This is a genomic window from Pseudomonas synxantha BG33R (assembly GCF_000263715.2).
In the GTDB taxonomy this organism is placed as follows: Bacteria; Pseudomonadota; Gammaproteobacteria; order Pseudomonadales; family Pseudomonadaceae; genus Aquipseudomonas; species Aquipseudomonas synxantha_A.
Genome location: NZ_CM001514.1, coordinates 5,781,384 through 5,804,062, shown reverse-complemented (window position 1 = coordinate 5,804,062; position 22,679 = coordinate 5,781,384). Strand labels below are relative to the sequence as shown.

Below are 22,679 nucleotides of genomic sequence, written 5' to 3'. Positions count from 1 at the left end.
ACCGTGACGCCACGTTACGCAGCTTGGCGAGCCACAAAACGCACGACGGCGACCGGCTCTTGCACTGCAGCGACCTGTCCCCTTGAATCCGTGCATGAACGGGAGTATCACAGTGCCACGCTGCCCGCCCCACGAGAGCGCCACCATGTCCCAGGATTTCTACTTCTTGCTGATGCCGGGTTTTTCGGCCATCGGTTTTATCTCAGCCTTGGAACCGCTGCGGGTCGCCAACCGCTTTCGTGGCGAGTTGTACCGCTGGCACATATTGAGTGCAGATGGCGGCGCGGTGCTGGCGAGCAACGGTATGTCGGTCAACGCCGACGCCGCGCTGGAGCCGCTGGAAAAAGGCGCCACATTATTAGTGGTGGCCGGTTTCGAGCCTTTGCAATGCTCTACCCCGGCGCTGGAGCATTGGCTGCGTCGCCTCGATCACGACGGCGTGACCCTGGGCGCCATCGACACCGGCGCCTGTGTGCTGGCCGAAGCGGGGCTGCTCGATGGCCACCGCCTGACCCTGCACTGGGAAGCCATCGACGCCTTCAAGGAAGCCTATCCGCAGTTGAGCGTGACTCAGGAGCTGTTCGAGATTGACCGTCGCCGCATCACCTGCGCCGGCGGCACCGCGTCCATCGACTTGATGCTCGATCTGATCGCCCAGGCCCACGGCTCGGAACTGGCGGTCCAGGTCTCGGAGCAATTCGTGCTCGGCCGTATACGCCCACGCAAAGACCACCAGCGCATGCAGATCGCCACGCGCTACGGCATCAACAACAAGAAACTGGTGCACGTGATCGGCGAAATGGAACAACACACTGAGCCGCCCTTGAGCACCCTGGCCCTGGCCGACGCGATCAAGGTCACCCGGCGTCAACTGGAGCGCCTGTTTCGTCTGCACCTGAACGACACCCCGAGCAACTTCTATCTCGGCCTGCGCCTGGAGAAAGCCCGGAAACTGCTGCGCCAGAGCGACATGAGTGTGCTGGAAGTGAGCATTGCGTGTGGGTTTGAGTCGCCGTCCTATTTCACCCGCAGCTATCGCGCCAGGTTTGCCAAGTGTCCTAGGGAGGATCGGCGACGGGAGGTGGTTTGACGGACAATTATAGTCAATTATACTCTTCGCTATAATTTATAGTCCTTTCCATAATTGAGTATAAAACCATGTCCACGCACAGCGGCTTTGTGTTTCGCCGCCCCACCCTGGCAAGCAGTATTGCCGATGGCCTAGTGGGGGCCGGTATTCAGGATTTCACCTCCGGCCTGTTTCTTGCGGCGCCCCGACGCACGGGCAAAAGCACTTTTCTGCGCGAAGACCTGATTCCGGAATGTCAGCTCCGGGGCTGGCTGGCGGTGTATGTCGACCTGTGGGCCAACAAGGAAAAAGACCCCGCCGAGCTGATCGCGAGTGCCATTGCGGGGGCGTTGGTGCCGTTTGAAAAGGGCATTCGCAAACTGGCAAAGAACATTGGCATCGAGAAACTAAGCTTTCTGCGTACGCTTTCCTGGGACTTTACCAAGCCACAATTGCCTGTCGGTGCGACGCTGACCCAAGCGTTGGAATTGCTCCATCGGGCTGCAGGAAAACCCGTTGTGCTGGTGATTGACGAAGCACAGCACGCATTAACCACCGAATCAGGTATCAATGCGATGTTCGCGTTGAAGGCTGCGCGGGATCAGCTCAACCAAGGCCGTGACGAGGAGGGCAGCGGTTTGCGCCTGGTGTTTACCGGTTCCAATCGCGACAAACTCGCCCATTTGGTATTGGGTAAAAGCCAGCCATTCTTCGGTTCCAGCATCACACCGTTTCCGCTGCTGGGCAAAGCGTTCACCCAGGCCTACACCGTGCACCTCAACGCGCACCTGGCCAAGAACAACCAATTCAACGCGGCTGATATTGATGAGGCGTTTGAGCGGGTAGGTCGGCGTCCCGAGATGTTGCGCACGATCATCGGTGAAGTCGCATTGGAGCTGGGCGAGGCGAGCAATCTGGGTCAACTGCTGCACAGTCGTGCAGAACTGCTGCGCGCGGGTGTATGGACCGAGTTCGAAAGCGCCTGGAACGCCCTGACCATCCCTCAGCGCGCCGTGCTGGAGGTGATGGTGGAGCGTTCTCAAAACAACGAACCCTTTGCGCCATTCACCGATAGCACCCTCACGGCTGTCAGCAAGGCGCTGGAAAAGATGGGTAGCGACGTGGTGCCGGGTACCCAGACCATCCAGGCCTGCATCGATGCCCTGCGCGACAAGGAACTGGTGTGGAAGTCGAGCCGAGGCGGCTATGCCCTGGAGGACAAAACCTTCGGTGACTGGCTGCAACACAAGAGCCGTACACCGCGCTAAAAGGCCGGCTTTTAAAGAGAGCGGGTGTGGCTTATTTCTTCACCAGGGCCGAGCACGCTGCCTTATATTTCGAGGCCGCAGAGAATGACTAAGGGACAACTCAAATCAAATGTGGGAGCTGGCTTGCCTGCGATGGCGGTGGGTCAGCACGATAAATGTCGACTGATGTACCGCCATCGCAGGCAAGCCAGCTCCCACAGTGGAGAGGTGGCGTGGCTTATTTCTTTACCAGGGCCGAGCATGCAGCCTTGTAGGCTTCATGCTGGTACTTGTTCAGCGTCGCGGGCAGATCAAAGGTATGCTTCTTGTTCTGTGCATTGATGGTCTGCGGCGACAGCAGCGTCACTTCAACCCCCTCCAGTAATTGAAACACCCCTTCAATCTTGAACGTCGTCGGGCCACCGGCGAATTCACCTTTCTTGCTGCGTTTCTTGATGGCGATACGCTCGATGGCGTTTTCCTGTACGAACGCTTTCACTTGGGTGACGAAGGCTTTGACGTTGGCGGCCTCGTCGTCGTCTTCAAGGGCGATTTTCTTGGTCGACAGCGCGACGTGGGTCAGCGCCTGGTTCTGCAGGGAGGCGACGGCGATAATGGCTTCGCTGCCTTTGATTTCGATGCCGCAGATAGTCATGAATGGCCTTGGTCGGGAAAGATAGAGTGGAAAAAGGATTGTCCCCCTATCCACTCCCAGATGCACTACTGCTTCTACAGCGTAAGATCGTCCCGTCCTACAATTTTGAAGTCGCCGCCGTTAATTTCCAGGAGGTTCCCATCCGAGTTAGTGGACTCGAAGCTAAAGGTTCCTTCAACAGTTTCGAGCGCATCATCGAAGACCATGTCGATAAAACCGGAGTCCGCGTCATGGGTGTAGAAAACCGATTCGTCGTTTTCTGCCAATAGTTGCCAATAAACGGCACTCACCTTTTTCTCTTCAATCGTGTGTTTACCGTCGGTCAGCGTGCTGAGAAAGGTAATTTCAATGCCGTGAATCATGTCGGGCAGGCGTTGCAGCGCCGAGAGCGTCGTACGCATTTTTCGGTCGGTTGTGTAGTAGTCCCGCGCGAAACTGATGCCTTCAGCCGTCAATGTAAGGGAAGGGGAAGTTCCAATATTAGCGCTCAGGTTGCCCTGGGATGGGGTTGTGTAGTTTTGAGGAATGACGTGTCGAGTCAGCATGATCAGCTCCTTGGAGTAACTCCTTGATGATCGGTTAATGCGTATTCACCAACCGAACATAGGCACTGCACGGCACACCGTAAACTGTGAGAGCTGACAGTTGACAGGCGCCTGGCTACCCAGGGTGATGACGCTTATTCCTGCCCAATCGACTCCAAAAACTCCGACCGCTTATCACTCTTTCGCGCCAGGCAATCGTTCTGCAGCAGCCCTTGGTCGTTATCCTTGAGCAGTTGCTCGGCGGTGGCTTTGTTATAGGCGGCGCAAGCCAAGGGCTGTTTGTCGTTTTCGATGCCATCGCACGGCGTCACGTCGGTGTCTTCGGCCGCGTTCATGGCGTTGCCTTGAACTAGTGAAGATGGCGTGAATGGTAACAGGCTCGGTCCGGTCGAGAGGAGTTGACCATTTGTCGGAGACAGTGCTGAAACTGTCAGATCTGACAGTAGAACTTGGTGGGTCCTTCACCTAGATTCGCGACAGGAACCCTTACGCGGTTCCAAGCCTTTTCGACAAGGGAGTTGCGCAATGAATATTCGCAGGGAGATTCGAACACTGAGCGGGCCTGAACGACTAGCGTTTACCAATACTCTGTTGGCCCTCAAGCGCAATGGCGGATATGACAAGTATGTGCATTGGCACCACGCAGTGATGGTGCCTACGGTTCATCCCGATGAACCCCAAGACCCCGACTATCGTAACGGGGCTCACTTGGGTCCGGCCTTTTTGCCGTGGCACCGTGAGATGTTGTTGCAGTTGGAGGCCGACCTGCAATCGATTACGCCTGGCATCACGATACCTTACTGGGATTGGACGTTGGATGCGGCCGACCCGACGAACTCACCGGTGTGGGAGCAAAGCTTGATGGGTGGTGACGGTGACGCTACCGATGAGTCCAGGGTGCAAGATGGGCCCTTTGCACACCGTTACGGCAATTGGCCCGTGCCTGCGTACCCTGAAGACGACCTGCCGGGCCCGGGCCTGAAGCGACAATTCTCGCAATGGGTCACCTCGCTGCCTACGGCTGACGACGTGAAGATGGCAATGAATGAAGGTTTGTATGACGAGCCTAATTACAACGCCAGCCCGTTCAACCGAGGCTTCAGGAACCGACTTGAAGGATGGATCACCCAGAAGGGCGACCCGCAAGTCAGCACACCGGGCTCGCAGTTGCACAACCGAGTCCATCTGTGGATCGGTGGCAACATGTTGGCAATGACGTCCCCCGAGGATCCGGTGTTTTTTCTGCATCACTGCTTTATCGACAAGATCTGGGCCGACTGGCAGGCGCAAATGAAGCTGGATAAGCCTGATCTGGCGCCTCATTACTGCCCAATGCAAGGTGGTCCGGCCGGGCACAATTACGATGATGTGATCAAACCCTGGCAGCGTCGTATCCGCGACGTGATGGACATCACCACCCTGGGTTATGCCTACGAACCAGGCGTGCCGCTGACCAAGAGGCCGTTCAAGTCACCTTTCATGGCTTGAATGGGGCAAGGCCCTTCCCGCGTCTCAGCCGTGTGGAAGGGCGTTTACTCCTGCCCAATCGACTCCAAAAACTCCGACCGCTCATCACTCATCCGCGCCAGGCAATCATTCTGCGCAATCGCATACTCCTTGCTGCCATTGACCGCCGGGAAGGTGTCCACCGCGCAATCGGCATCGCGCAGTTTTTCCCATTTCTGCTGGGCGTCCTTCAGACGGGCGGTAATGTCGGCCAGTTTGGTCTTGTCGCTGCCGTAGGTTGAAGCCATGCGCTCCAGCAGGCCCTGATAGTTATCCTTGAGCAATTGCTCGGCGGTGGTTTTGTTGTAGGCGGCGCAGGCCAGGGTCTGTTTGTCGTTTTCGATGCCGTCGCACGGCGTGCTGTCGGTGTCTTCGGCTGCGTGAACGCCGGTTGCGATGAGTGCCAAAGCCAGGAAAATCGATTTCATTGCGCCGTCTCATATCACGTGATGCGCAATTCTGGCTCAAGCGTAAGACAAAGAACAGTCGCCCGTCAGGCATGTCTGCACAGCCTTTGTCGTGGATTGACGCTTTCGGCAATTCCCCTGTCGTTTTTGCACCCGGCTCGGGTTGTCCCTGGGCATATGCTGGCCCCAAAGCGCCGGCAGACGATTCGGCGCATGAATCGCCAATAAGGGGACGCCTGATGAGCCCAGCCGAGTTGCACGCCGACAGCATCGTTATCGACGGTCTGATTATTGCCAAGTGGAACCGCGACCTGTTCGAAGACATGCGCAAAGGTGGCCTCACCGCCGCCAACTGCACAGTGTCGGTGTGGGAAGGCTTCCAGGCCACGATCAATAACATTGTCGCCAGCCAGACCCTGATTCGCGAGAACAGTGACCTGGTGATCCCGGTGAAAACCACCGCCGACATCCGCCGCGCCAAGGAGCAGGGCAAGACCGGCATCATCTTCGGCTTCCAGAATGCCCATGCCTTTGAAGACCAGCTCGGCTATGTCGAGATCTTCAAACAGCTCGGCGTTGGCGTGGTGCAGATGTGCTACAACACCCAGAACCTGGTGGGCACCGGCTGCTATGAGCGCGACGGCGGGTTGTCGGGCTTCGGGCGCGAAATCGTCGCCGAGATGAACCGTGTCGGCATTATGTGCGACCTGTCTCACGTCGGTTCCAAGACCAGCGAAGAAGTCATCCTCGAATCGAAAAAGCCGGTGTGCTATTCCCACTGCCTGCCGTCCGGGCTCAAGGAACACCCGCGCAACAAGTCCGATGAAGAACTCAAGTTCATCGCCGACCACGGTGGGTTTGTCGGCGTGACCATGTTCGCGCCGTTCCTGGCCAAGGGCATCGATTCGACCATCGACGACTACGCCGAAGCCATCGAATACACCATGAATATCGTCGGCGAAGATGCCATCGGCATCGGCACCGACTTCACCCAGGGGCATGGCCAGGATTTCTTTGAAATGCTTACCCATGACAAGGGCTACGCCCGCCGGCTGACCAGCTTCGGCAAGATCATCAACCCGCTGGGCATTCGCACCGTGGGTGAATTCCCCAACCTCACCGAGACCCTGCTCAAGCGCGGCCACCCCGAGCGCGTGGTACGCAAGATCATGGGCGAGAACTGGGTCAACGTCTTGAAGGACGTCTGGGGCGAATAAGCCAGACACCTATCGGCAACACCACAACGAATTTTTCTGGAGTTAAGTTTCCATGGCCAAGATCGCCCCGCAATTGCCAATCGAAGTCGACAGCGAAACCGGTGTCTGGACCTCCGACGCCCTGCCCATGCTGTACGTGCCGCGCCATTTCTTCGTCAACAACCACATGGGTATCGAAGAAGTGCTGGGCGCTGATGCCTACGCCGAGATCCTCTACAAGGCCGGCTACAAATCCGCCTGGCACTGGTGTGAAAAGGAAGCCGAGTGCCACGGCCTGGAAGGCGTCGCGGTGTTCGAACACTACATGAAGCGTCTGTCGCAACGCGGATGGGGCCTGTTCAAGATCCAGGACATCGACCTGGATAAAGGCACCGCCAGCGTCAAGCTTGAGCACTCGGCGTTCGTCTACGTGTACGGCAAGGTCGGCCGCAAGGTCGACTACATGTTCACCGGCTGGTTTGCCGGTGCCATGGACCAGATTCTTGAGGCTCGTGGCAGCAAGATCCGCACTGTCGCCGAACAAGTCTACGGAGGCTCCGAAGAGGGCCACGACGATGGCCTGTTCACCGTCAAACCGTTGTAAGCCGAGGACCGTGCCATGGCTTTCGAAGCAATGTTTGCGCCGATCCAGATCGGCAAGCTGACCATCCGCAACCGCGTGCTTAGTACCGCCCACGCCGAGGTGTATGCCACCGACGGCGGCATGACTACCGACCGCTATGTGAAGTATTACGAAGAGAAAGCCAAGGGCGGTATCGGCCTGGCGATCTGCGGCGGCTCCTCGGTGGTAGCCATCGACAGTCCCCAGGAATGGTGGAGCTCGGTGAACCTGTCCACCGACCGCATCATCCCGCACTTTCAGAACCTGGCCGACGCCATGCACAAGCATGGCGCCAAGATCATGATCCAGATTACCCACATGGGCCGTCGCTCACGCTGGGACGGCTTCAATTGGCCGACCCTGATGTCGCCGTCCGGCGTGCGTGAGCCGGTGCACCGTGCTACCTGCAAGACCATCGAGCCGGAAGAAATCTGGCGCGTGATCGGCAACTACGCCCAGGCGGCGCGTCGTGCCAAGGCTGGTGGCTTGGATGGCGTCGAGCTGTCCGCCGTGCACCAGCACATGATCGATCAGTTCTGGAGCCCGCGGGTCAACAAGCGTACCGACGAATGGGGCGGCAGCTTTGAAGGCCGCATGAAGTTCGGCCTGGAAGTGCTCAAGGCCGTGCGTGCCGAAGTGGGCGAAGACTTCTGCGTGGGCATGCGCCTGTGCGGCGACGAGTTCCACCCGGACGGCTTGTCCCATGAGGACATGAAGCAGATCGCCAAGTATTACGACGACACCGGTATGCTCGATTTCATCGGCGTGGTGGGCTCGGGGTGCGACACCCACAACACCCTGGCCAACGTGATTCCGAACATGAGTTATCCACCGGAGCCGTTCCTGCACCTGGCAGCCGGGATCAAGGAAGTGGTCAAGGTTCCGGTGCTGCACGCGCAGAACATCAAGGACCCGAACCAGGCCACGCGCATCCTCGAAGGCGGCTATGTGGACATGGTCGGCATGACCCGTGCGCACATCGCCGACCCGCACCTGATCGCCAAGATCAAGATGGGCCAGATCGACCAGATCAAGCAATGCGTGGGCGCCAACTACTGCATCGACCGCCAGTATCAGGGCCTGGACGTGCTGTGCATCCAGAACGCCGCGACCTCCCGTGAATACATGGGCGTGCCGCACATCATCGAGAAAACCACCGGGGCCAAGCGCAAAGTGGTCGTGGTGGGCGCAGGCCCCGCTGGTATGGAGGCAGCACGTGTCGCCGCCGAACGCGGCCACGACGTAACCCTGTTGGAGAAAAAAGAGTTCATCGGCGGGCAGATCACCACCGCTTCCAAAGCGCCGCAGCGCGACCAGATCGCCGGTATCACTCGCTGGTACCAGCTGGAGTTGGCGCGCTTGAAAGTCGACCTGCGCCTCGGCGTGGCGGCGGATGCCGAGACCATCCTGGACCTGCGTCCGGACGTGGTGGTGCTGGCGGTGGGCGGGCATCCGTTCATCGAACAGAACGAATATTGGGGCGCCGCCGAAGGCTTGGTGGTGAGCAGTTGGGATGTGCTCGACGGCAAAGTCGCGCCGGGCAAGAACGTGCTGGTGTACGACACCATTTGCGAGTTCACCGGCATGTCGGTGGCGGACTTCCTGGCCGACAAAGGCTGCCAGGTGGAAATCGTCACCGACGACATCAAGCCCGGTGTGGCGATTGGCGGTACATCGTTCCCGACGTACTACCGCAGCATGTACCCCAAGGAAGTGATCATGACCGGCGACATGATGCTGGAAAAGGTCTATCGCGAGGGCGACAAGCTGGTGGCGGTACTGGAGAACGAATACACCGGCGCCAAAGAAGAACGGGTGGTGGACCAGGTGGTGGTGGAGAACGGCGTACGCCCGGACGAAGCCCTCTACTACGGCCTCAAGGAAGGCTCGCGCAACAAGGGCCAGATCGACGTTGAAGCCTTGTTTGCGATCAAACCACAGCCGTGCTTGAGCGAGCCGGGCGAGGGGTACTTGCTGTTCCGCATTGGTGACTGTGTGGCCCAGCGCAACACCCACGCTGCGATCTACGACGCCCTGCGCCTGTGCAAGGATTTCTAAGCAATGTCCCTGTAGGAGCGAGCTTGCTCGCGAAAAACTCCAATACAACGCGTTCATCCAGAATGGACGCGTAATCGTTGACGACCTTCGCGAGCAAGCTCGCTCCTACAGGAGCCTTGTGGGAGCTTCACCATGCTGAATACACTTCTTCCCATTCTGCTCTTTGCCGCCCTGGGGCTCGCCGTCCTCGGCGCCTTGCGCCGCATGAGCATGTGGCGCCGTGGGCGTGCATCCAAAGTCGACTTGCTTGGCGGTCTTTTGGCCATGCCCAAGCGCTACATGGTCGACTTGCACCACGTGGTCGCCCGCGACAAATACATCGCCAACACCCACGTCGCCACGGCTCTGGGCTTTGTGCTCTCGGCGTTGCTGGCGATTGTGGTGCATGGCTTTGGCCTGCATAACCGCATCCTCGGCTATGCGTTGCTGCTGACGTCGGTGCTGATGTTTGTCGGTGCCATCTTCATGTACCTGCGCCGCCGCAATCCGCCTGCGCGCCTGTCCAAGGGCCCATGGATGCGCCTGCCGAAAAGCCTGATGGCGTTCTCGGTGAGCTTTTTCCTGGTGACCTTGCCGGTGGCCGGGATTCTGCCCGCTGACTTTGGCGGCTGGCTGCTCGCTGCGCTGCTGAGCGTGGGCGTGCTGTGGGGTGTGTCGGAAATGTTCTTCGGCATGACCTGGGGCGGGCCGATGAAGCACGCCTTCGCGGGTGCCCTGCACCTGGCCTGGCACCGCCGCGCCGAACGCTTCGGCGGTGGCCGCTCCACCGGTCTGAAGCCGCTGGACCTCAGTGATAAAACCGCGCCGCTTGGCGTGGAGAAGCCCAAGGATTTCACCTGGAACCAGTTGCTCGGCTTTGACGCCTGCGTGCAGTGCGGCAAGTGCGAAGCGGCGTGCCCGGCATTCGCTGCCGGCCAGCCGCTGAACCCGAAAAAGCTGATTCAGGACATGGTCGTTGGCCTGGCCGGTGGCACCGATGCCAAGTTTGCCGGCAGCCCGTATCCGGGCAAACCGATAGGCGAACATGGCGGCAACCCTCATCAGCCAATCGTCAACGGGTTGGTGGATGCCGAGACGTTGTGGTCATGCACCACCTGCCGTGCCTGCGTCGAGGAGTGCCCGATGATGATCGAGCATGTCGACGCCATCGTCGACATGCGCCGCCACCTCACCCTGGAAAAAGGCGCCACGCCGAACAAGGGTGCCGAAGTCCTGGAAAACCTGATTGCCACCGACAACCCCGGCGGTTTCGCACCGGGCGGTCGCCTCAACTGGGCGGCGGACCTGAACCTGCCGTTGCTCAGTGACAAGGGCAGCTGCGAGGTGCTGTTCTGGGTCGGCGACGGTGCCTTCGACATGCGCAACCAACGCACCCTGCGTGCGTTTGTCAAAGTGCTCAAGGCGGCTGGAGTCGACTTTGCGGTACTTGGCCTGGAAGAACGCGACAGCGGTGACGTAGCGCGGCGTCTGGGCGATGAAGCAACTTTCCAATTGTTGGCCTCGCGCAATATCCAGACGTTGGGCAAATATAGCTTCAAGCGCATTGTTACCTGCGACCCGCACAGTTTCCATGTGCTGAAAAACGAGTACGGCGCCTTCAACGGCAATTACTTCGTACAGCATCACAGCACCTTCATGGCCGAGTTGATCGGCGACGGCGCGCTCAACCTGGGTCAGCACAAAGGCAGCAGCGTGACCTACCACGACCCTTGTTACCTGGGCCGCTACAACGGCGAATACGAGGCACCGCGCCAAGTGCTGCGGGCGTTGGGCATCGAGGTCAAGGAAATGCAACGCTCAGGCTTCCGTTCGCGCTGCTGCGGCGGTGGCGGCGGCGCGCCGATCACTGACATTCCCGGCAAGCAACGTATCCCCGACATGCGCATGGAAGACATCCGCGAAACCGGTGCCGAACTGGTGGCCGTGGGTTGCCCGCAGTGCACAGCGATGCTGGAAGGTGTGGTCGAGCCGCGACCATTGATCAAGGACATTGCCGAGTTGGTGGCCGACGCTTTGCTTGAAGACCCCGTGCCGGCAAAAGCGCCTAAACGTGAACCCGCGGAGGTGCATTGATGAGCGACATTATTCGCCGTGACCCTCGGGCCGAATGGATCGCCCGTAACCGTCTTCACCCCTTGCACGCGGCCATGCAGCCCGTGCAGCAGAGCTGGATGGGGCCCAACGGCATCATTCGTAAAAACGTGCACGGTGTCGGTTTTATCGGCCCCAACGGCATCAAGCGTATTGACCGCAGCGGCGCCCAGCAGGGCGGTGCGGCCAAGCGTACAGCGGCGGTGGAAGTGCAGTTGCCACTGCATCAGGTGCCAACGCCCGCGTTCTACATCAGTGTGGTGCCGGACATGGTCGGTGGCCGCTTGAGCAGCCACGACCGTGACTTGCTTGGCCTGGCCAGGCAACTGGCTGGCAGCGACGGCGCGGTGCTGGCCGTGGTGTTTGGTGAACACAAGGAAAACGCCTTTGCCACTGCCGGTGTCGATCGCCTGCTGGTACTGGATGGCCACGCGTTCGACGGTTATTCACCGGAACAACGCGTGCAAGGCCTGCGGGCTGTGGATAACCAGTTCAATCCACGCCACTGGCTACTACCGGACAGCCGCAGCGGCGGCGGCGAACTGGGTCGGCGCTTTGCCGCCAGCCTCAAGGAACGCCCGGCGACACGTGTTTGGCAAATCAAGGGCGATGAGTGCATCGGCCGTGCGGGGGCGGGCCAGCAAGATTTGGCCCGGCCGCTGCCGCGCCTGATCCTGGCGGCCGTTGAGTGTGCCGACCCGGTCAGCGAGACCCGGCATGAGGTACTGCCCGTAGAGTTATCCACAAGCCTGGCGCGCAGTTTGTCGCGTATCGAGGACCTGGGGGCGGTGGCGGTGGATCCGGCGGCGATTCCCATGGCCGAAGCGGAATTCATTTTCTCCGGTGGCAATGGCGTGAAGGACTGGGCGCTGTTCCACCAGACCGCCGCGGCCCTGGGCGCCACCGAAGGTGCGTCGCGGGTGGCGGTGGACGATGGCTTCATGGCGCGTGATCGTCAGGTCGGCGCCAGCGGCACCTGGGTCACGGCGCGGGTGTATGTGGCCGTGGGTATTTCCGGGGCGATCCAGCACCTGCAAGGCATCGGGGCCTGCGACAAGGTGGTGGCGATCAACTTCGACCCGACCTGCGACATGATCAAGCGTGCCGACCTGTCGGTGATCGGCGAAAGCGCCGCGATTCTGCAAGCCTTGATCGATGCGGTGCAGGCCTACCGCAACGGCGCCAAGCGCGATGCAGCTTAGGGACATGACCATGACAACCACTGTAATCAGCTTGGTATCCATCGGCGCCCACCCCACTTCCGGGCGCCCGCGCCGTGCGGAGCAGGACGCCCGCGCTGTCGAGCTGGGCCTGCAAATGGCTGGGGATAAGTTGCAGGTGCTGCACGCCGGCGATATCAACGAGCCGACCTTGCGCAGCTACCTGGGGATGGGGCTGGCGCAACTGCATGTACTGGAACAACCGCCCGGCGCCGATGCCTTGCCGGTACTCAGTGAATACCTGCATGACGCCGGCGCCCAGGTGGTACTCACCGGCAGTCAGGCGGAAACCGGTGAAGGCTCGGGCATGTTGCCGTTTCTGCTGGCAGAACAATTGGGCTGGCCCCTGGTTGTAGGGTTGGCCCAGGTGGAATCCATCGACGCCGGCGTGGCCCATGTACTGCAAGCCTTGCCTCGCGGCCAGCGGCGGCGCCTGAAAGTGCGCCTGCCGTTTCTGGCCACCGTGGATAACGCTGCGCCCAAACCGCGCCAGAGTGCATACGGCCCGGCGCAACGTGGCGAACTGGCGGCCCATGAGGTGGAGATCGAACAGGACGAGTTATTCACAGGCGCCCTGCTGCAACCGGCCAAGCCAAGGCCCAAGCGTCTCAAGGTGATCAAGGCCAAGAGCGGCGCCGACCGTATGAAGGCTGCCACAGCCAAGGCCAGTGGCGGTGGTGGGCAGGTGCTCAAGGGTGTGAGTGCTGAAGAGGGCGCTCAGGCGATTCTCAAGCTGTTGATTGAAGAGGGTGTCGTACGCTGATCCGCTGTGGGAGGGGGGGCGCTCCCTCCCACAAGAGTTCTGCGGTTTACCCACAATCGCTGTTGATCCGCTTGTGGATAACCTGTTCGCGGTTGTCCACACCCCCTGTGTATCAAGCCTTGCAGCCCTCTGTACGAAAAATAGCCAGCCTAAGCTGCGGTTTTTCCAGGAGTTTTCCCGGTTGGCAGTACTGACTTTCCCCCAAAGTCTGTTGGCGCATCTGTGGATAAGATGTTCGCTATCGTCTGTAAGCCACGTAAACAAAGGCCTTAAGAGGGCCGATCAAAAATTGATCAATTTCGGCTTTTTTCTGCATTGAAACCCCGGGAAGCCCGATTTATACAGGGTTTGTGCGCTTTTCCACAGGTTGGATAAAGTTGCCCCCAAAGTCTGTTGGTGCATCTGTGGATAAGGTGTTCGCTTAGTGCTGTAGGCCATATGAATCGAGGTCTGCACGGATATGATCAATAAATGATCAGGTAAGGATAGATACCTTGGTTTCAAATAAGTCACGGATTTTCTTGATTTAATTTAAGCCGCACACCGACTTGCCCACAATTGCTGTGGGTGGCTTTGTGGATAAGTTGTTGGGCAAAGGCTGGAGGGCAGGGTGTTAGCGGTCTGCACGAGAGTTGATCAAATAGTAGGCAGCGCCTGCTTGAAGTGTGGAGGGGGGCTTGCTCCCGATAGGGATGGCTCAGCTTGCACATGCATTGGCTGATACTCCGTTATCGGGAGCAAGCCCCCTCCCACCTTTTGATCCTTGGGGTGTCAGTTACTCGTGTGCAGCCACACCTTTGAGGTACGGCGCAGGCGCGGCCCCCAAGTTGTTCAACATGCGCTCGCTGTACCAATCCACAAAGTTCACCACGCCAAACTCATAAGTCTTGGAGTACGGGCCAGGTTGGTAGGCGGTTGAGTTGATGCCGCGCTGGTTCTCCTCGGCCAGGCGACGGTCCTGGTCGTTGGTGGCGTCCCACACCTGGCGCATGCGCTCCACATCGTAGTCCACGCCTTCCACGGCGTCCTTGTGCACGATCCACTTGGTGGTGACCATGGTTTCCTGGGCGCTGATCGGCCACACGGTGAACACGATGATGTGGTCGCCCATGCAGTGGTTCCACGAATGGGGCAGGTGCAGGATGCGCATCGAGCCCAGGTCCGGGTTCTTGATGCGACCCATCAGTTTGGCGCAGCCCTGCTTGCCGTCCAGGGTCATCGACACAGTGCCCTTGAGCAGCGGCATACGCACGATGCGGTTACGCAGGCCGAAGCTGGCGTGGGCGTAAGGGATCTTCTCGGCATCCCAGGCGGCGGCGGAGGCGGCTACGTGGTCCTTGAACGCCTGGTCGGCGCGCGGGTCGGTGACGTCGTCCCATTCCAGCAGGGTTTTGAGCAGTTCCGGGTGCGAGGCGTTGCAGTGGTAGCACTCGCGGTTGTTTTCCAGCACCAGCTTCCAGTTGGCTTTTTCGAACAAGGTGGTCTGGATCGCCACCTTGGTGTTTTCCATGTCGTAGGGTTCCATGTAATGGCTGAGCGTCGACAGGAAGTCATCGATGGCCGGCGGGGTCTCGGCCAGGCTGATGAAAATGTAGCCGCCGGCAGTCTTCACGTTTACCGGTTTCAAGCCGTACTGCTTCATGTCGAAGTCGGCGCCCATCTCGGTACCGGCGAACAGCAGGCGACCGTCCAGTTCGTAGGTCCACTGGTGGTAGTGGCAAACCAGTTTGGCGACCTTGCCCTTTTCGCTGGTGCACAAGCGCGAACCACGGTGGCGGCAGACGTTGTGGAATGCATGCACCACCCCGTCAGCGCCACGGATCACGATGATCGGGTTCTTGCCCACTTGCAGGGTCAGGTAGTTGCCCTTGGCGGGGATTTCGCAGGTCATGCCGGCGATCAACCACTCTTTCTGGAAGATCTCCTGCATGTCGATATCAAACAACCGCTCGTCAGAGTAAAACGGCTGCGGCAGCGAATAAGTGCGCTCGCGCTCTTGCAGCATGTGCGCGGTGGCCTTGCGTGCGGGTTCCAGCGGATCGCCCAAGCTTAAGGTTGCGGTGACGTCCATCGTGTGTGTCCTCATGGCCATTCTGTGTGGCCGGCGAATAGTGGCTGATCAGGTTTGCAGCAAGGCGTAAAGAACGCGTCTTTGTTGGGAGCGAGTGTGGGCCCGGCGTTGGGTCGAACCTTATCCATGGGCGACATGGCCCAATCTGATCCCGACGCGCAAGGCCCTGTCTTTGGGGGCTGGTCGCCGTAAGTATGTGAATGTCGCAGATAGGTAAATGGGTGGCCCCGGCGTTACGCAGAATCGCCACCATAAGGCCGACGTCGGCGGTGGAGAACAACATGTCTAGCAATTTCCTGAATCCGGTAACCACCCAGACCTGGGCCAATGGTCGGCACATCGTCCGTTGCGTCAAAGTCATCCAGGAAACCTGGGACGTGCGCACCTTCTGTTTTATGGCTGACCAGCCGATTCTGTTCTTCTTCAAGCCCGGGCAATTCGTCACCCTGGAGCTGGAAATCGAAGGCCAGCCGATCATGCGCTCCTACACGATCTCCAGTTCACCGTCGGTGCCTTACAGCTTTTCGGTAACCATCAAGCGTGTACCGGGCGGGCGTGTGTCCAACTGGCTGCATGACACGCTGCACGAGGGCCAGGAGCTGGCGGTGCACGGACCTGTCGGGCTGTTCAACGCGATCGACTTCCCCAGCCCGAAAGTGCTGTACCTGAGCGGCGGGGTGGGGATCACCCCAGTCATGTCCATGGCGCGCTGGTTCTACGACACCAACGCTAATGTGGACATGACGTTTGTTCACAGCGCGCGTTCACCCAAGGACATCATCTACCACCGCGAGCTGGAGCACATGGCGTCGCGGATCGACAACTTCAGCCTGCACCTGATTTGCGAAAAGCATGGCCTGGGTGAACCCTGGGCCGGCTACCGCGGTTATCTGAATCACAAGATGCTGGAACTGATGGTGCCGGACTTCCTGGAGCGCGAAGTATTCTGTTGCGGCCCGACGCCTTACATGAGCGCAGTGAAACGCCTGCTGGAAACCGCCGGTTTCGATATGGCGCGTTATCACGAAGAGTCTTTTGGTGCGACGCCGCCGGAAGCGCGGGCCGACGCCGTGGAGCAGGCCGAGCAAGCGGCGGATGCGCCGGAAGTCGACCTCGCGGATCTGCATCAGGTGGAGTTCATCGCATCGGGCAAAAGCATTCGGGTGGCACCCGGCGAGACTGTCCACGCGGCAGCTGCCAAGCTTGGCCTGTTGATCCCCAAAGCCTGTGGCATGGGTATCTGCGGCACGTGCAAGGTGATGAAGCTGGGCGGGGAGGTGGAGATGGAGCACAACGGCGGGATCACCGAGGAAGACGAAGCCGAAGGCTACATCCTGTCGTGCTGCAGTGTGCCCAAGGGCGATGTGCGCATCGAGTTCTAGTCAGTACAGAACGGGCCTTCGATCATGGTGAACATGGTTATGCTCGCTGATGAACTTGTCTCTGGCCTCGGCCAGAGGCAGTTGAGCGACTAGCCGCTGTTCCCGCTGATGGGAGACTGCGCCGGCCAACGGGTAACCGTCGGCATCGACAATGGTCGAGCCGCCTACCCAATTGATGCCTCGCTCCTCGCCGTAGCGGTCGCAGGCGGCAATGAACATGCGATTGACTGCCGCGCTGGCTTGGACGCGGACAATTTCCCCCGGCCGCTCGCCGGCCGGGCGTGGACCTTCCGGCCAGTTCACTGGAGCGCATAGCAGGTCGGCACCGGCCAACGCGGCCAGACGCACCCACTCAGGCAGTTCCAGGTCGTAGCAGATCATCGTGGCGATCCGGCCGACCTGGGTGTCGACGACCGGAGGTGGCTCGGCACCCGGCGTGAAGATCAGCTTTTCCCGGTTCCATAAGTGCACTTTGCGATACACCGTCAGCCGGCCTGCGGGTTGGATCAGTGCGACGCTATTGGCGACCCGTCCAGCACTCAGGCGCTCACAGAACCCGGCGACGATGATGAGATCCAGTTCACTGGCCAGGGCACACCACAGGCGCAAGGTTGGGCCGTCTTCTGTCTCGGAAGCCGCATAGGCTTCAGCGCGATTATTGAAGGCGTAACCGCTTTGCATCAGTTCGGGTAGAACGATGACCTGGGCGTCGCTTGCGCCACGGATCGCGCTTTCACTGAGCGTGCGGTTGTAATCAAGATCGCCAATACGGGGTGCCAGTTGATGGCAAACGACCGTTATCGATGTCATTGGCTATTCTCCTTCCAGAAGCCGGTCACTGGCCTCTACGGCGCGGGTCTCAAGAGCGTGATCGCGGTGACGGGCCATGATGCAGTAGGTGGCTGCCGAGACCGTCAGGCCGACCACGAATGCGATGTCAGCGCCGCCCAGCCACAGCGCAACAGGGCCTTGATAGAACCCCAGAGACATGAACGGCACCATCGCCGCGATGCCCAGAAAATAGGCAGTGAGCCCGGCGCTTGACCAGCGACCGTAGATGCCAGCAGGGTTGAACAGGTCGCTGATTGCGTAGCGCCCTTTACGTACTGCATAAAAGTCCGCGAGATTTACTGCCGTCCAAGGCACCAGAAAATACAGCATCAAGAGTACGAAGTTATTGAAGCTGTGCAGGTAACTCTCAGGGATGCTCAGGGCGATCACAAAAATCACTGCGGCTACCAGGCTGATGCCGATGATTCGACTCTTGAGGCGTGGTTTGATCGAGATGAAACCATCGATGGCACTGATTCCGGTGAGCATGGCGCCATAGCAGTTGACCGCCATGATGCCCACCAGTGCTGGTACCGCGATCAATACGGTGAAGGTACCAAAGCCGGGTATGACTTGGTTGCCCACGGCCTGAACGCTGGCGATAGCATCAGGGGAGGGCAGGGCTGATGCAAGGAAAGCCCCCAGTGACATCAGCCATAGCGCCGAGCCGGCGGCTCCCAGGTAGGTCCAGGTAACGACGCTGCGCGTGGGTGTGGTATGCGGCAGGTAGCGCGAGTAATCCGAAACGTACACGGAGTAGCTGATCTGGTACCCCGCAGCGGCTGACAGTTGAATCAAGAAGGCCGACCAGGAAAAGTGTGCGTCGACCACTGCCGAGTCGGCTTGCAGGCTCATTAATGCAGCCACCGTCAACACGGCAAAAACACTGATCATCACGTACGTCAGCCAGCGTTGTATGGTGTGCAGGAGGTCGTGGCCGACTACTGCAATGATCACTGCCAGGATGATCATCAAGGCGTACCAGGGCGCGCGCTCGCCGGGCAGCACGGTGTTGATCGCGTCGGTTGCGAGAATCACGTTGAAGACGTTGAAACCAATGTACACGAAGACCACCGCGATGAACGGTACTATCGCCCCCCGCAAGCCGAACTGCGCCCGCGACTGGACCATCTGCGGCAAGCCCATGCGTGGGCCTTGGTTGGCGTGGAAGGCCATGGCAAAGGTGCCCAGGCCTACACCGATGACAATCGCTAGAAGCGCATACACCAGGCTCAGGCCCAAGGCTGCACCGGTAAACCCGGTAACCATGGTCGTCAGTACGAAGTTGCCGGTGAACCAGAAAGGCGCCTGGTGCCAGACTTTGCCGTGGCGTTCATGACGCGGTACGTAGTCAATGGAACGGGTTTCGATCTTCAGTGTGGGGCTGGAGGCTGCCGCTCGGTCGCAGGATGTGCTCATAGGTTTCGCGGTCTGTTTTTATTGAGTGATCGGCGAAGAGTCTGTCAACCAAAAGTACAATTGAATCGGTATTTGTAAATAATCACTTCAGGAATTTCTGAACTGATTGCGCAAGACCTTGCAAAGGTGAGGTTTGCCTTGGGAGGCGTTTTTATCTCGAAGTGATATAGAGACAATTCCTACGATCTTCTACGCTAAGAGTTGAATTCGTCGTTGTCGCCCTTCGCAGTGAAGCAGTAGGTGGACGTCCTCTTCTTGCCAAGGATGCTCAACATGTCTGCTATTCCTTCCCGCACTAAAGGCGCGGTGCGCTTGCTGGCTAACGATGTCACCGCACTTGTTCCAGACTTCCCTTTTCATTACGCCCGGTTCCTTGATCAGGCTGCCAGCAACGGTACGCCGTTGGGGCAGGTTTCCAGTAGTGCCCTGGGCAGCAAGGTACTGATCGTCGGGGCGGGCGTTGCCGGCCTTGTCGCGGCTTATGAAGCCATGCGCATGGGCTTGCACCCTGTGGTAGTGGAGGCTGGCGACCGCATTGGCGGGCGACTCTATTCCTATGTGGCGGGCGATCCAAAAGACCCAGCCAACAGTGTCATCTGCGAGATGGGCGCCATGCGTTTTCCCGTTTCCGGCAAGGCGTTGATGCACTATTTCGACAAGGTCGACATGAGGGCCAATTCGGCGGATTTTCCTAATCCCGGTTCGCCCGCAACCCCCAGCACATTGGTCGATTATCAGCAGCGCCAGGTCTATTACGAAGGTGATAACTTGCCCGAGGAATATGCCGAAATTGAGCGTAAGTTGTTCGACGTTTTCCTGGAGCAGGACCCAATCAAGTTCAGTGAGATGGAAGCTGCAATGTCCGAGGGCAGCCTTGATCAGGCGAAAATCAAGACACTGTGGAACGCGATTATTGACGCAGGGTGGGACAATCTCAGTTTTTTTGCTGCCATGGTCGAGCAGGCTGGCTGGAGCCGCGAAGACATCGACCTGTTTGGCCAGATCGGTTTTGGTACGGGCGGGTGGAATACCGACTATCCGAACTGCTTTCTTGAGGTGCTGCGAGTGCTGTACACCGGCCTGGATACCAACCATAAATTGATGTACGACGGTTCCAGCGAGCTGCCTTGCCGGCTGTGGGGGCGTAGCCCTGATGCGATGGGCGACAGCATGGCCCACTGGTCTGCAGGTACCACCGTCGAGAGCCTGAGCACCCAGGTCATTCCCCAGATTTTCAAGCAGGAGGTGCGACAGATCATGCGGCGCTCGGACGGCCAGTTCGACGTGTGGATTTTTGATCACAACCTGGGAAGCAGCCACCAATACACTTTCCCTGCCGTGGTCTATACACCCCACAAACGGATTCTGGACAAGTTCCGCTATATGGACGGTGCCGAACGCTTCAATCTCATGAATGGCCTGCTGTCTGCTAAACAATGGGAAGCGGTGATGTACACCCATTACATGCAGTCGGCCAAAATCTTTGCCCAGACCAAGAAGCCCTTCTGGACCGATGTGGGTGTGGACCAACAATACCGGATGAGTGTGACGTTATCGGACCGTATTACCCGAGGCACCTACCTGCTGGACTACGCTGCGAGTCACGGTGCCTACAGGGGCAGCGGAATGTTTTTGTCTTACACCTGGAATGACGACAGTCTCAAGTTCCTGGGTGATCGCGTCGCGCCGTTGCCGTCCCATGTGGCGGTATGTTCGACCTTGCTGGATTCGGTGTATGCCCATCATCAGTTGGACCTTGCCGCAGAGTTCGGCATGACCGATCCATTTGTCGAAATCAACTGGGAAGAGCAGCCGTTTTTTCTATGTGCTTTCAAGATGAACCTGCCGGGGCAGTACGAATACCAGCGCCTGTTGTTTTCACAGTTCATGAACGGTGTGCATAGCGAGAATCCCGATGGGTTCATTCTTGCAGGGGATGATGTGTCCTTTACCGGCGGATGGGCGGAAGGCGCGGTGACCACTGCGCTGAACGCGGTTAACAAGCTGGCGGTGAAGTTCGGTGGAGGCACCTTTATCAATAACCGCGGCCCCATTGACGATTGGACGGCGCTCCAGCCGAAGGCATTGTAGGTAAGCGATGGTCAGTACCGCGTCGGAGGTCATGAGTCTTCGGCGCGGGCCCTGGGCGTTAACAGGATTATTGGGCGTAAATATGGACGACGAAGTGCTGGCCTTGTGCTGTCAATTCATAGACTTTTTCGTAAATCCTCAACGTCTTCGATGGCTCGCGGATGGTATCTCCGACTTTGGCGCACTTTCTGAATTCATCCCAGTCGATAACGGTGGTGCTGATGGTGCCGTCACTTTGCAGGGTATTGCCATTGCTTTGATATTCCATGATTAAGCTCTCCATTGGATTCACGTTTCCAGCCGGTTATTCGGCGGGCAGCGAGCCCGGAAGGCGGCAGATATCACTGCGTTTTCCTTCCGGGTTCCAAGAGGCTAGTCAACGAAGATCCAGCGTGCTGCTGTCAGAAATATCAAAAAACAGACTCGGCAATCGGCCATTACTCGCTGGCCGAACTCCCACGTTAAGCCCTCATGACTTCCCTGATATCGGCGGCTAATTCTCTTACGCGCTCTTCTTCTGTGTCCCACGCGCACATGAATCGCGCGCCACCTTTGCCGATAAAGGTGTAGAAGCGCCAACCCTTGGCTGTAAGCCCTGCAATGGCGGGTTCCGAGAGCTGCAGGAACACGCCGTTGGCTTGCACAGGGAACATCAATTCCACGCCGGGGATGTCCGCAACCAGGCTGCTGAGCAATTGCGCGCAGTGGTTGGCATGGCGTGCGTGCTTGAGCCAGGCATCGTTTTCCAGCAAGCCTACCCATGGGGCAGACAGGAAGCGCATCTTGGATGCCAACTGGCCGGCCTGTTTGCAGCGGTAATCGAAATCTTCGGCCAGTTTGTGGTTGAAGAACAGGATGGCCTCACCTACCGCCATGCCGTTCTTGGTGCCGCCAAAGCACAGCACGTCCACCCCGGCCTTCCAGGTCAGGTCGGCCGGTGAGCAGCCCAGGAACGCGCAGGCGTTGGAGAAGCGGGCACCGTCCATGTGCAGGTTCAGGCCCAGCTCTTTGCACGTGGCGCTGATGGCGCGGATTTCTTGCGGGGTGTACACGCTGCCCACTTCGGTGGCTTGGGTCAGGGTGACCACACGCGGTTTGGGGTAGTGGATGTCCTGGCGCTTGAGGGCGATCTCGCGGATCGATTCCGGGGTCAGCTTGCCGTTCTCGGTGCGTGCAGTGAGCAGCTTGGAGCCATTGGAGAAAAACTCCGGTGCGCCGCATTCGTCGGTTTCAACGTGGGCGGTTTCCGAGCAAATCACGCTATGGTAGCTCTGGCACAGCGAGGACAGTGCCAGGGAGTTGGCGGCGGTGCCGTTGAAGGCGAAGAACACTTCGCAGTCGGTTTCGAACAAATTGCGGAAACCGTCGGCGGCGCGGTGGGTCCACTCGTCATCACCGTAGGCGCGTTGATGTCCGTGGTTGGCTTGTTCCATGGCGGCCCAGGCTTCCGGACAGATGCCGGAATAGTTGTCGCTGGCGAATTGTTGGCTCTTGTCGGTCATGGCC

20 protein-coding genes are annotated in these 22,679 nt (G+C 59.0%); 11 read left to right on the top strand and 9 right to left on the bottom strand.

The features are described from left to right. Window positions 1-145: 145 nt before the first annotated feature. Both PSEBG33_RS02230 and PSEBG33_RS02235 read left to right on the top strand, forming a co-directional pair. Entirely contained in the window at window positions 146-1,090 is a 945-nt protein-coding gene (locus PSEBG33_RS02230) for a GlxA family transcriptional regulator (RefSeq protein WP_005792161.1), read from the top strand. Window positions 1,091-1,158: 68 nt separating this feature from the next. Next, window positions 1,159-2,337: an AAA family ATPase gene (locus PSEBG33_RS02235; protein ID WP_005792160.1), complete on the top strand. Its 1,179-nt coding sequence runs from the start codon at window positions 1,159-1,161 to the stop codon at window positions 2,335-2,337. Window positions 2,338-2,554: 217 nt separating this feature from the next. Here PSEBG33_RS02235 and PSEBG33_RS02240 read toward each other — a convergent pair whose 3' ends face one another. The 3 genes from PSEBG33_RS02240 to PSEBG33_RS02250 form a co-directional block, all read right to left on the bottom strand. Next, window positions 2,555-2,971: a DUF3010 family protein gene (locus PSEBG33_RS02240; RefSeq protein WP_005792159.1), complete on the bottom strand. Its 417-nt coding sequence runs from the start codon at window positions 2,969-2,971 to the stop codon at window positions 2,555-2,557. Window positions 2,972-3,045: 74 nt separating this feature from the next. Further along, window positions 3,046-3,516, bottom strand: a complete 471-nt coding sequence (locus PSEBG33_RS02245; protein WP_005792158.1) for a hypothetical protein — start codon at window positions 3,514-3,516, stop codon at window positions 3,046-3,048. A 134-nt stretch (window positions 3,517-3,650) separates the two neighbouring features. Further along, window positions 3,651-3,851 (bottom strand): hypothetical protein, encoded by a 201-nt coding sequence (locus PSEBG33_RS02250; protein ID WP_005792157.1) that lies wholly within the window; start codon window positions 3,849-3,851, stop codon window positions 3,651-3,653. 190 nt (window positions 3,852-4,041) lie between these two features. Between PSEBG33_RS02250 and PSEBG33_RS02255 the strand changes: the two genes are divergently transcribed. Next, a complete protein-coding gene (locus PSEBG33_RS02255) occupies window positions 4,042-5,004 on the top strand; it encodes a tyrosinase family protein (RefSeq protein WP_005792156.1) in 963 nt (320 codons plus the stop codon). A 44-nt stretch (window positions 5,005-5,048) separates the two neighbouring features. On the opposite strand, the gene PSEBG33_RS02260 is transcribed toward PSEBG33_RS02255, so the two are convergent. Further along, the gene (locus PSEBG33_RS02260; RefSeq protein WP_005792155.1) at window positions 5,049-5,450 is read right to left on the bottom strand and encodes a lysozyme inhibitor LprI family protein; all 402 of its coding nucleotides are present in this window, start codon (window positions 5,448-5,450) and stop codon (window positions 5,049-5,051) included. A 218-nt stretch (window positions 5,451-5,668) separates the two neighbouring features. Here PSEBG33_RS02260 and PSEBG33_RS02265 point away from each other — a divergent pair, with 218 nt between their 5' ends. From PSEBG33_RS02265 to PSEBG33_RS02290, 6 genes are all read left to right on the top strand, one after another. Next, window positions 5,669-6,646: a dipeptidase gene (locus PSEBG33_RS02265; RefSeq protein WP_005792153.1), complete on the top strand. Its 978-nt coding sequence runs from the start codon at window positions 5,669-5,671 to the stop codon at window positions 6,644-6,646. A gap of 52 nt (window positions 6,647-6,698) precedes the next feature. Then, the gene (locus PSEBG33_RS02270; RefSeq protein WP_005792152.1) at window positions 6,699-7,229 is read left to right on the top strand and encodes a DUF5943 domain-containing protein; all 531 of its coding nucleotides are present in this window, start codon (window positions 6,699-6,701) and stop codon (window positions 7,227-7,229) included. A gap of 15 nt (window positions 7,230-7,244) precedes the next feature. Further along, a complete protein-coding gene (gene dgcA, locus PSEBG33_RS02275) occupies window positions 7,245-9,305 on the top strand; it encodes a dimethylglycine demethylation protein DgcA (RefSeq protein ID WP_005792151.1) in 2,061 nt (686 codons plus the stop codon). 132 nt (window positions 9,306-9,437) lie between these two features. After that, window positions 9,438-11,378, top strand: a complete 1,941-nt coding sequence (gene dgcB / locus PSEBG33_RS02280) for a dimethylglycine demethylation protein DgcB (protein ID WP_005792149.1) — start codon at window positions 9,438-9,440, stop codon at window positions 11,376-11,378. Next, window positions 11,378-12,598 carry an electron transfer flavoprotein subunit alpha/FixB family protein gene (locus PSEBG33_RS02285; RefSeq protein ID WP_005792148.1) on the top strand — a complete coding sequence of 407 codons (1,221 nt, stop codon included), beginning with the start codon at window positions 11,378-11,380 and terminating at the stop codon, window positions 12,596-12,598. Before dgcB ends, PSEBG33_RS02285 begins: the two co-directional genes overlap by 1 nt. 10 nt (window positions 12,599-12,608) lie before the next feature. Then, entirely contained in the window at window positions 12,609-13,379 is a 771-nt protein-coding gene (locus tag PSEBG33_RS02290) for an electron transfer flavoprotein subunit beta (RefSeq protein WP_005792147.1), read from the top strand. A 775-nt stretch (window positions 13,380-14,154) separates the two neighbouring features. On the opposite strand, the gene gbcA is transcribed toward PSEBG33_RS02290, so the two are convergent. After that, window positions 14,155-15,450: a glycine-betaine demethylase subunit GbcA gene (gbcA, locus tag PSEBG33_RS02295; RefSeq protein ID WP_005792145.1), complete on the bottom strand. Its 1,296-nt coding sequence runs from the start codon at window positions 15,448-15,450 to the stop codon at window positions 14,155-14,157. A gap of 281 nt (window positions 15,451-15,731) precedes the next feature. On the opposite strand from gbcA, the gene gbcB reads away from it, so the two are divergent. Further along, a complete protein-coding gene (gene gbcB / locus PSEBG33_RS02300; RefSeq protein WP_005792144.1) occupies window positions 15,732-16,832 on the top strand; it encodes a glycine-betaine demethylase subunit GbcB in 1,101 nt (366 codons plus the stop codon). On the opposite strand, the gene PSEBG33_RS02305 is transcribed toward gbcB, so the two are convergent. Both PSEBG33_RS02305 and PSEBG33_RS02310 read right to left on the bottom strand, forming a co-directional pair. After that, window positions 16,833-17,642, bottom strand: a complete 810-nt coding sequence (locus tag PSEBG33_RS02305; RefSeq protein WP_005792143.1) for a nitrilase-related carbon-nitrogen hydrolase — start codon at window positions 17,640-17,642, stop codon at window positions 16,833-16,835. Window positions 17,643-17,645: 3 nt separating this feature from the next. Further along, window positions 17,646-19,082 (bottom strand): purine-cytosine permease family protein, encoded by a 1,437-nt coding sequence (locus tag PSEBG33_RS02310; protein ID WP_005792142.1) that lies wholly within the window; start codon window positions 19,080-19,082, stop codon window positions 17,646-17,648. 273 nt (window positions 19,083-19,355) lie between these two features. Here PSEBG33_RS02310 and PSEBG33_RS02315 point away from each other — a divergent pair, with 273 nt between their 5' ends. After that, on the top strand, window positions 19,356-21,173 hold the full coding sequence (locus tag PSEBG33_RS02315; RefSeq protein ID WP_005792141.1) for a flavin monoamine oxidase family protein: 1,818 nt from the start codon (window positions 19,356-19,358) through the stop codon (window positions 21,171-21,173). A 67-nt stretch (window positions 21,174-21,240) separates the two neighbouring features. Here the strand turns inward: PSEBG33_RS02315 and PSEBG33_RS02320 are convergent, their stop codons facing one another. Next, the gene (locus PSEBG33_RS02320) at window positions 21,241-21,441 is read right to left on the bottom strand and encodes a hypothetical protein (RefSeq protein WP_005792140.1); all 201 of its coding nucleotides are present in this window, start codon (window positions 21,439-21,441) and stop codon (window positions 21,241-21,243) included. A 193-nt stretch (window positions 21,442-21,634) separates the two neighbouring features. Beyond that, complete coding sequence (locus PSEBG33_RS02325) at window positions 21,635-22,675, bottom strand: threonine aldolase family protein (protein WP_005792139.1); 1,041 nt, start codon at window positions 22,673-22,675, stop codon at window positions 21,635-21,637. Window positions 22,676-22,679 lie beyond the last annotated feature (4 nt).